Below are 10145 nucleotides of genomic sequence, written 5' to 3' on the forward strand. Positions count from 1 at the left end.
ACCACTATATCCGTGAACTCCGCCACTCCCCTGCCCCCGTCACTCCACCACCTCACTAATCAGTCTAACCATCCCCGTTTGTTTATGTTCAGTTAATCCGGCTGGGGTATGGTATAGATATTATTTTTTGCGGGGGAGAGGCTTATGGGCATAAAGAACTGGCTGTTGAATGCTACTGTGAACTCCATTAAGTTTAAGCTGGTGCTGGCGATTGTAATTGTACAGATCCTGAGCACCAACATCGGGCAGGCTGTGAACTACGTGCTGGACAGAAGCGGAGAGGTGATTGAGATTGTCGGAGGGGATTCCAAATACATTGAGGGGAACGTCGGTTTCCTGGTCTCATCGGGACTCAGTATTCTGATCTCTGTTTTCATTATTGTGTTTGTATACGATAAGCTGGTCCTGAAGCGGCTGAAAAAGGTACTGGGGTACACCGAGCAGCTGGGAGAGGGCGTTCTGTCGGGGGAGCTTAAATTTGGCGGCAATGATGAGATCAGCAGACTCGGCCATTCGCTCGATAAAAGCACTGCCCATATCAAATCCCTGGTCTCCGGAATTGCAGATATTTCGGGCAACATCAACACGGCCAGCTATGAGCTAATGGAATCGGCCCGTAATTCTTCAGCCAGCATGAACACGATACATACGACTTCATCAACCCTCGCGGATGATGCGCTGAGTCTGCTTCATTCTACTCAGGAGGCAAACAGCTCCTTCGAGCAGATCCATGAGCAGAACCGGTTGCTGCTGGCGAATGCCGGATCGGCCTTGAGCTCAGCGGATGAAATGGAAAACCGTGCTGTACAGATGAGCCGGCAGGTAAAAGCTTCCCTTGAGCAGGCCGACCGGACCTACAGGGAAAAGCAGGACAATATTCTAAAAGCCATCGCAGCCGGAGCAATCGTTGAGGAAATCAGCGTCATCTCTCACAGCGTTAAGGCAATTGCCTCACAGACCCATCTGCTGGCCCTGAATGCATCTATTGAAGCAGCCAGAGCGGGTGAGCAGGGCAGGGGCTTTGAGGTAGTGGCAGGTGAGGTGAAAAAGCTGGCTGACCAGTCCACTCAGGCGATCTCCGGGATTGAGGAGCTTGTGACGCAGGTAAAAGAGGTATTCGATCATCTGTCGCGCAGCTCCCAGGATGTGCTGGAGTACATTGACCATAATGTAAAAGCGGACTATGAGCTTCTGCTCCAGACCGGCCGCCAATATGAGTCGGACGCGGCGCTGATCCAACGGATTTCGACGGAAGTGAACGGCGCGGCGGCCTAATGAATACTTCCATCAAGGAGATCAGCAAGGTGATCGATACGGTTGTTAATACCTCAGGGAACGCCTCTGCGTATACGGCCGAGATTAATGCCAGCTTGGCCGATATTAGCGCGGTGATGAATGAGGCGGCAGTATCGATGGAACAGCAGTCTGCGCTGGCATCCCAGTTAACCGAGTCAGTAAAAAGGTTCACCTTTTAATAGACAATAAGCAACTAATCCGGACACCTTCAAGAGATGCATTTCTGCCGCTGTGCAGAGCAACTTTTGGAGGTGTTTTTGTCTTACCGGAGCCTGCCGGACTCAGCCAGCGATCCCCGCAGCTTCATTTTCATCTAACGTTCAGTTTCAGTGTTTATAATGCGCTTATCACTACTCCGCAAGAGGAGGTTCTCATGGTCAAGGGTATTCACAAATCACTTTATATCATCCTTAGCTTGTTCATCGGCCTGTTCATTGCTTCCTCGTTTTTTATCAGGGCAAAGTACAGTTATTTCGTATACGGAGACACACCGGTACTGGAAAAGCAGCAGCCCGGCCTGTTCATTCTGGTCATCGTTCTGATGCTGGCAATAAGCGCCGCGCTCTATAAAATAAGCCTGAAGCTCAACCGGTTCAGCAGACGGATCGTTATTCCCGGCGTTCTCGCGGTCTCTTTAGCCCTTCAGCTGGCCATTATCTTTCTGTTCCCCCGTCTGCCGACGGATGATTCCGAGACGGTGCTTAATCTGGCGCTGGATATGCTCTACCGCAGCGATTATTCGTCCTTTGAGACAGGTGGGTATCTTCATATGTTTCCGTTCAACTTCTCGATAGTTCTTTACTTGAAGACGCTGCTGTACCTTTTTCCGGATAATTATCTGACGATTAAAATATTCAATATCCTGTTCACTCTATTAACCACGTTAATGATTTACCTGCTGTATAAAGAGCTTAACGACAAATCCCGGGAGCATGACTACGGGGTTCTGGTATTTGGGGCTACCTATTTGCCGGCCTTGTTCATGAGTAATTTTATTTATAATGATGGGATTGCTACTGCTTTTTTGACGAGCGGATTATATTTTGCCGTGAAATTTATGAAAAGAAAAGCACTAAAGGACATTCTGTTTGCAGCAATCCTGCTGGCCCTCGGGAACTATTTCCGGAGCGTTGGCGTTATTGTGCTGATTGCGGTGCTGATTAGCCTGCTGCTGGGAATCCGTAAGCTGGGTGTGCGTAAGACACTGGCGGCGTTATTTATTACGGGTGCGCTGTTTAATGTGCCGGGCTGGACCCAGAATGCGGCGCTTCAGGCAGCGGGTGTGGTGGATGAATCCGTTAATACCAATTCCGCACCGGTCTATATGTGGCTGAATATGGGCATCAATCTGGAGACATTCGGCTTCTGGGACAACAGGGAGAGCTATACGATCTACCAGCAGGATGCTGATTATAATAAGGCGGCAAGCACGGAGTTGTTCAAGGAAGAGATCAGTAATAAGCTGGCGGACGCAAGCGCAGGCGATCTGGTGAACATGTATTATAAAAAGCTGATCTGGACCTGGACGGAAGGCACCTACCAGATGGAGCGCTACGGTCTTGGCAATGACAGCTCCTCGGGAGACAGAGGGAGAATGGTTGGCATGGTCATGGACCGCTACAGCTACACGAATGCTGCTACTGATCTTTTTAAAGGAGATTCCGGCTACCGGAGCGGATTGCTGTGGATGATGTATGTGCTGAATCTGCTGATGTACGGCGGCATTATGGTCCGGCTGATCGGCAGTATCAGGGCTGGACGCTACGGGGAAACTCCGCTGGTGCTGATTATACTCGGGTTTATCGGATTTTATCTGCTGTGGGAGATTAAGGCACGGTATATTTTCCCGGTGTATCCGCTGCTGATCGTGTTCTCCTATATGGGATTTAAAGATGTATATGATTACTTTGCCGGAAGGAGGAGATGAAGAATGCGGACCAGACGATCTGCCGCCCTGATCATAGCCGTACTTAGCTGCTCTATGGTGTTGACTTCATGCGATGCCATTACATCTCAGAAAATCTCCAGTGACGGAAGCGGCTCAGGCTCGCGGATGAACGGGGGCCCAGGCTTTGGCGGCGGCCGCGGCACGGATGGCGGGTTCCCAGGGATGAACGGCGGGGTGAGACGTAACGGCGGGCAGGGTATGGATAGAGGCGTTGGGCAAGGCGGACAGAACTAAGCAATCCGCACCAGAAGTGCCGCATTTCCCCCGCAATACACAAATTGAACATGCAGGTTCAATTTGTACATCAACCCAGCGCAAGGATCGTGCTATCATTGGTAATGTACAAAAAGGGTAACTGTACAAAAAGAACAATGAGGCAGGGGATCAGTATTGGCTTGGATGCAGGGGAAATTCACGCGGAGTGTAGCTTACCGGCTGTTTGTTTCGTATGCTGTGATTCTATGTATACCGGTCATACTCAGTTTAATCATATACGGCCAGACCCGGGAGATCGTCAAGCGTGAGATCGTACTGGCCAGCGGCGCGATGCTGCAGCAGGTCAGATACATTGTAGACGGCGAGCTGCTGCAGACGGAGAGCCTGGCGGCCCAGCTGGCCATCCATTCGGATGTGCGCAAATTAATCTCATCAAAAACAGAAAGCGCTTACGGTGTGTATGAGATGAAGCAGGAGCTGAACAAGCTGCTGTCGGCGAATGATTTTATACAGGGCATTTATCTGTACTCGAAGCCGCTGCAGACTGTACTCTCAAGCGAAACCTATGTGAAGGAGCAGGACTTCTATGAAATGAAGCTGCAGACGGATACGTTCAGCTACGACAGCTGGCAAAAGCTGATCAACGGAGAACAGACGCGCGGCTACGTGATGCTGCCTGTGGAGAATCAGGGGACTGTCGTCTACACTCCGGCTTATGTCCGGTCGCTGACGAAGCAGGGTAGCTCAGAGACCTCGGGGACGCTCATTATTGCGCTCAACGCCGAGAAGATCATGACCATGCTGGGCAATATCGACTGGGTGGACCGCGGGCAGGTGTTCATTATGGATACGAACAATCAGGTGCTGATCCAGAATGCCGGCGGAAATACAATTGCTCCTCCACTGTACCGGGAGTGGAATGACCGCGGGACAGGGACATTTACGGGCTCCTTTCAGGAAGTGGAATCGATGATTACCATTGAGTCCTCAGATACAACGGGCTGGAAGTATATCAGTGTGTTTCCGACAAAAGTGTTCTGGGAGCGCGTCGGCACCATCCGTAACCTGAATCTGCTCGGGCTGCTGCTGTGCTTTGTGATCGGGGGAGCGGTAATCACTTATTTTGCCCGGAAAAATTATGACCCGATTAAGCAGCTGGTAAGTGTATTTGCCCGCAATACGATGCCGCGCAGCGGGGCGTATCTGGATGAGTATACCTTTATCCGCAGCAGCGTGCTGGAGACGATCCGCGAACGCGATGATATGAACAACAAGCAGGCCCAGCAGCTGCGGGTGCTGAAGGATTATTATCTGGTCAAGCTGCTGAAAGGGCAGACGGACCGCAATGTTCCGCTGACGGAGCTGGCGAAGGCCTACCATTTACCCTGGACGGGGGACACCTTTGCCGTAATGCTGTTTTATATTGAGAGCAGTGAGGGCGGAGTAACCGATCTGGCCTTATCACAGTTCATTGTCTCGAATATCGTTGCGGATACGGCAGGGGAAGGGGTAATGCTCCATTTTACAGATGTGGACGGTATGCTTGCTGCGGTGGTAAATGTACATCCGGAGTTCACGGAACAATGGAAGGAGCAGCTGGAACAGGAGCTGGCGCAGGCGGGCAAGTTCATTCTCGAACGGTACAAGCTCCGGTTCACCGCAGTAGGCAGTAATCTGCAGAGCGGACTGGATGGGATTCATCAGGCTTTTGTGCAGGCGCTGGAGGCCCAGGAGCACCGGATTATGCTCGGGGAGCGGGCGCTGATCTGGTATGGGGACATCAAGCCCGGCGAGAGCAGCTATTTCTTCACCGTGAATGATCAGATGATTCTGATCAACTTCCTGAAGGCAGAGGAATTCGGCAAAGCGCAGCAGATGATCAGCAACGTGATCGGGCAGGCGTTTCAGTGCGAAGCCTCCCACGAGATGGCCAAGTGTGTGTTGCTGGATCTGGCGACGACGATGATCAAAACCATTCCCGACTCGGAGCAGGCCGGTATCGCCTGGGAGGAATGGCGTCCGCTCAAGCGGCTTTTATCGTGTTCTACCAAGGCGGAGTTTGAGCAGGAGCTGATGGATATTTTCGGGCGGGTGTGCGGGCTGCTCAAGAGCAAGCAGAATAGCCAGGCCAGCACCGGCATCAGCGAGAAGATCATTGATTTTGTGCAGAAGAATTATAATGACAAGAACCTCAGCGTCGCCCTGATCGGGGATGAATTCCGGCTGACCCCGCAATACGTATCCCGCTTGTTCCGGGAGCAGACAGGAGAGATGGGGCTGCACGATTATATCAACCATACCCGGGTGGAAGCGGCCAAGTCGCTGCTCGTGGAGGGAGTCAGCATTGACGAGACGGCGGCCCGCGTTGGCTTCGCCAGCAGTCATGCGCTGATCCGGGTGTTCAAGAAGTACGAAGGCATCACTCCCGGCAAGTACAGAACGATTCAGGAGCAGGCATAAACTCTTTTATATAGAAGAAGGTGGTCTCCGAAGTACCTGGGGGCCATCTTTTTTTAGAATAAGAATTTATGTGTTTCCGGGGTCCCTACAAAGTACCTGAGTCAACTTCCATGTTAAGGCCCCGCTTTGTGGGGTTATTTTGCGTTCAGACAAGCCAAATTCGCCAAATCATCCATCATATTCAAAATATCAACTGCCTAATCGCGGGTTTCGTACATCATTTTCCTTATTGAACATTGATGCACAGGCGGAGGGCGGGGTACAGTCGGGATGTAAACGGATTCATGTTGGACAGGATGAATTTCAATTAAGGAAGTGATCGCATAATGGCAGCTCAGCCGCAAATCAGTGGGGCAGCCCGCAAGCAGCTTAAGACGAAGGACCAGGTACCGCTCTGGAAGCATGTTAAGCAGGAATGGAAGCTCTATTCGTTCCTTGTCATTCCCGTACTTTATTTCCTGATATTTAAGTACGCTCCGATGCTGGGGAATATTATTGCGTTCCGCAAGTACAGGGGCGGGCCGAATATTTTTGGAACGGAATGGGTCGGCTTTACTTACTTTGAAATGTTCATGAAAGACCCGACCTTCTGGCGGGCGTTCTTCAACGATCTGACACTGAGCGTGAGCTACCTGGTGGTTAAATTCCCGCTCACCCTGCTGTTCGCACTTCTGCTCAACGAAATCCGCAGGCTCAAATGGAAAAAATTCGTCCAGACCGTATCCTATCTGCCCCATTTTATCTCGATGGTTATTGTCGCGGGGATGATTAAAGAAATTCTCTCCTTAACCGGTCCGGTTAACAGCCTGCTGGCCACACTTGGACTTGAGAAAATCGCCTTTATCTCGCTGCCGGAATGGTTCACACCGATCTATGTTACGTCCGGGGTATGGCAGGGGCTGGGCTGGGGCACGATCCTCTATCTTGCGGCAATGACCAGCATTGATCCGGCACTGTATGAGGCAGCCAAAATGGACGGGGCCAACCGGATGCGTCTTGCTAAGCACGTTACGATTCCCGGCATTTTGCCGACGGTCATGGTGCTCCTGATTCTGGACATCGGCAGCATTCTGAGCTCCAACTTTGAAAAAATCCTGCTGCTCTACAATCCGCTCACCTATGAATCGGCAGATGTCGTCTCCACCTATGTGTACCGGATGGGGATCACCGGCGGTAACTTCAGCTATGCGACTGCGGTGGGGCTGTTCGAGGGCATTATCGGGCTGATTCTGGTGACGACGGCCAACGCTGTGTCCAAGCGGACTACGAAATCAAGCTTATGGTAGAAAGGAGCAGAGAACATGAAGAGCAGCAGAACCTTCAGCCTGTTTAACATCATTAACAGTATTTTTATGATCCTGATTGTACTGTTCACCCTGTATCCGTTCGTCTATCTCGTGGCCCAGTCCTTTAGCTCGGAGGCGGCCATTTATGCGGGAAAGGTCTCGATTTTTCCGGTGGAATTTACGACGAAGACGTATCAGGTCATTCTTAGCAAGCCGGACTTTTTCTTATATTACTGGAACACGATTGTGTATTCTGTTACCGGCACTTTTATCGCTGTAGCTGCAACCGCTGTCATGTCTTATCCGCTCTCCAAGGAGAAGCTGCGGCTGAATAAGTTTTTTATTCCCTTCGTGCTGTTTACGATGTATTTCGGCGGCGGACTGATCCCCAACTACATTCTGGTAGCCAAAACACTAGAGCTGCGGGATACCATCTGGGCCATTGTTATTCCGGGAGCAATCAGCGCGTTCAATGTCATTCTGATGAAGACGTTTTTCGCCGGTCTGCCGGGTGAGCTGGAGGAGGCGGGGCGTGTTGACGGACTGGGGGTATTCGGGATTTTTACACGGATCATTCTGCCTCTGTCGAAGCCGATTCTCGTCACCATTATGCTGTTCGTGATGGTCGGGATGTGGAATAACTGGTTCGGTCCTTCCCTGTATCTGCAGTCGAAGGAGAAATGGCCGGTTGCCCTGTATCTGAAACAGATTATTGATAACGCGATCAGTCCGACGGAAATCGGAGCTACCTCCGACCAGACGAGCCAGATTGCCGCAAGTGTAAAATCGACTGCCATGGTGCTAACGTCACTGCCGATTATCTGTATCTATCCTTTTGTCCAAAAGTATTTCGTGCAGGGCATGATGATCGGGGCTGTCAAAGGGTAACGGTATAACCGGAAGCGCCTGCCGCGCTCCGTTCTATACAAAGCTTGAACCATAAAGGGGAGGCAAAATATGAAATTCACAAAATCAGTTGGCCTGGGTATGATGGCGCTGCTGCTTGTTGTTTCAACAGCCTGTTCATCCGGTAACAACGGAGAATCGAGTTCGGAAAAGCCTGCGGGAACAAACGCTGCTAATGCAGGTAAGACGAATGCGGAAGCGGGTGCTGCGGAGGATTATACTTTTGGCGAGGGCCAGACATTCCATTCCAAAGAGCCGGTCAGCTACTCCATGATGTACAGCGACCATGAGAATTATCCGTATAAAGCGGACTGGAGACTCTGGAGCGCCATTCAGGAGAAAACCAATGTAACCTTCGACTTGTCCATTACAGCCAGAACCGAGTATGAAAACCAGAAATCCCTGCTGGTCAACAGCGGTGACGCTCCTTATATCATTCCCAAGACGTATGATGAATCTGCTTTTGTAGCATCCGGACAGATCGTTCCGGTCAGTGACTGGGTCCAGTACATGCCTAACTACTCCAAGGCAGTCAAAGACTGGGGCATGGAAGAGGATCTGAAGATGAAGCTGCGGGACGACGGCAAGTACTATCTGCTTCCGGGTATGTGGGAAATTGCGGGCGGCGGCTACTCGTATATCATCCGTAAGGATGTTTTTGAGGCGGCCGGAGTGGATGTAGAGGGTGAGCAGGGCAACTGGACGTATGAAGAATTTGCTGCAGCCCTGAAAAAGGTAAAAGATTTCACCGGTGCCCCATACGTTATCTCTGACCAGTTCAAAGGTGAATCTGCCCTGAATATCGCTGCTGTGCAGTATGGCGTGACCGCCGGATGGGGGATTTCCAACGGGCTGACGTTTGATCAAGATAAACAGCTGTTCTCTTTTGCAGATAACTCGGATGACTTCAAGAGCTTCGTGGGCTATTTCAATAAGCTTGTCACTGACGGCATCCTGGACCCGGAAACATTCACCCAGGAGGACGATGCGGCGCAGGCGAAGTTCTTCAAAGGCGATACTTACGCGATCAGCGGCGTATACCAGGTACTGGCTGACTTTAAGAGCAAGATGCAGGACCCGAACGCCGAATTGTATATGATTACCCAGCCGGGCGGTCCGAAAGGCAAGCTGCAGATCGAGAACTCACGGCTGGAGAACGGGATCATGATCAGCCAGAATGCGCTGGATGACCTGGGTGAGGAAGGCTTTATCAAAATGCTCCGCTTCATCGACTGGTTCTGGTACTCTAATGAAGGCCAGATGCTGAGCCTGTGGGGCGTGGAAGGCGAGACGTATACGCTTGATGCAGACGGTAATGTTGTGCTGAATCCGGATATTTACTATAACGGGATGAACGAAGGGGCCCCTAAGCAGCTAAACGTCGATTACGGCTTCGCCGGCGGGATGTTCGCTTACGGCGGTTCGGAGAAGCTCCGCCTGTCCAAAATGACCGAAGGCGAACGTGACTTCATGACCCGCATTCAGGAGACCCGTGAGACGCGTAAGCTGATTCCGCCGATCATGGCGACGGCCGAGGAGAGCGAGCAGATGAAGCTGATCTCGACTCCGCTCATGGACTACGTCAAGACAATGACCCTGAAATTCATCACCGGCCAGGAGAGTCTGGACAACTGGGATAACTATAAAGCCCAGGTAGAGGCTAACGGCAGCACGCGTTACACGGAGATGGCGAACGAGATTTTTGCGAAGACCAAGAGTTTGTTGGGATACTAGGTTTGTTGGGATACTAAACTGTTGGAATACTGGAGTTTTTAGGATACTAATGGTTGTAAAAAGTCAGGCGCTGCTTCCCATTGGGGAGGTGGCGTTTGGCTTTTTTATGACGTGATATGTGGGGAGTTAGGGGGATGGAGGAGTACAGGAATGGTTAAGAGGGGGACAGTGTGGGGATTGGCGTTTAGGTGGGGGATGCGCGAAGTGAGGGTGGGAGTAACCAGAGTAATAAGAGAAGTGGGCGCGGATGGCTGAAAGTGCGAAATGAGAGGCAAAAGTGCCTTTGATTTGGGCACTGG

Annotated in this window: 8 protein-coding genes; all 8 read left to right on the top strand. The window is 51.3% G+C overall.

The window, feature by feature from the left end; genetic code table 11:
• Nucleotides 1-144 precede the first annotated feature (144 nt).
• On the top strand, nt 145-1275 hold the full coding sequence (locus AWJ19_RS09775; RefSeq protein WP_198536531.1) for a methyl-accepting chemotaxis protein: 1131 nt from the start codon (nt 145-147) through the stop codon (nt 1273-1275).
• The gene (locus tag AWJ19_RS35760) at nt 1275-1475 is read left to right on the top strand and encodes a hypothetical protein (protein WP_198536532.1); all 201 of its coding nucleotides are present in this window, start codon (nt 1275-1277) and stop codon (nt 1473-1475) included. The genes AWJ19_RS09775 and AWJ19_RS35760 overlap by 1 nt, the downstream gene beginning before the upstream one ends.
• Nucleotides 1476-1669: 194 nt before the next feature.
• On the top strand, nt 1670-3223 hold the full coding sequence (locus AWJ19_RS09780; RefSeq protein WP_068723322.1) for a glycosyltransferase family 39 protein: 1554 nt from the start codon (nt 1670-1672) through the stop codon (nt 3221-3223).
• Nucleotides 3224-3226: 3 nt separating this feature from the next.
• Nucleotides 3227-3478: a hypothetical protein gene (locus AWJ19_RS09785; RefSeq protein WP_068723323.1), complete on the top strand. Its 252-nt coding sequence runs from the start codon at nt 3227-3229 to the stop codon at nt 3476-3478.
• Nucleotides 3479-3643: 165 nt separating this feature from the next.
• On the top strand, nt 3644-5920 hold the full coding sequence (locus AWJ19_RS09790) for an AraC family transcriptional regulator (protein ID WP_068723327.1): 2277 nt from the start codon (nt 3644-3646) through the stop codon (nt 5918-5920).
• A gap of 326 nt (nt 5921-6246) precedes the next feature.
• Nucleotides 6247-7206 carry an ABC transporter permease subunit gene (locus AWJ19_RS09795; protein WP_068723324.1) on the top strand — a complete coding sequence of 320 codons (960 nt, stop codon included), beginning with the start codon at nt 6247-6249 and terminating at the stop codon, nt 7204-7206.
• 15 nt (nt 7207-7221) lie between these two features.
• A complete protein-coding gene (locus AWJ19_RS09800) occupies nt 7222-8094 on the top strand; it encodes a carbohydrate ABC transporter permease (RefSeq protein ID WP_068723325.1) in 873 nt (290 codons plus the stop codon).
• 69 nt (nt 8095-8163) lie between these two features.
• The gene (locus tag AWJ19_RS09805; protein ID WP_068723326.1) at nt 8164-9846 is read left to right on the top strand and encodes a sugar ABC transporter substrate-binding protein; all 1683 of its coding nucleotides are present in this window, start codon (nt 8164-8166) and stop codon (nt 9844-9846) included.
• The last annotated feature ends 299 nt before the right edge of the window (nt 9847-10145 follow it).

Source organism: Paenibacillus sp. DMB5, assembly GCF_001517085.1.
In the GTDB taxonomy this organism is placed as follows: domain Bacteria; phylum Bacillota; class Bacilli; order Paenibacillales; family Paenibacillaceae; genus Paenibacillus_AQ.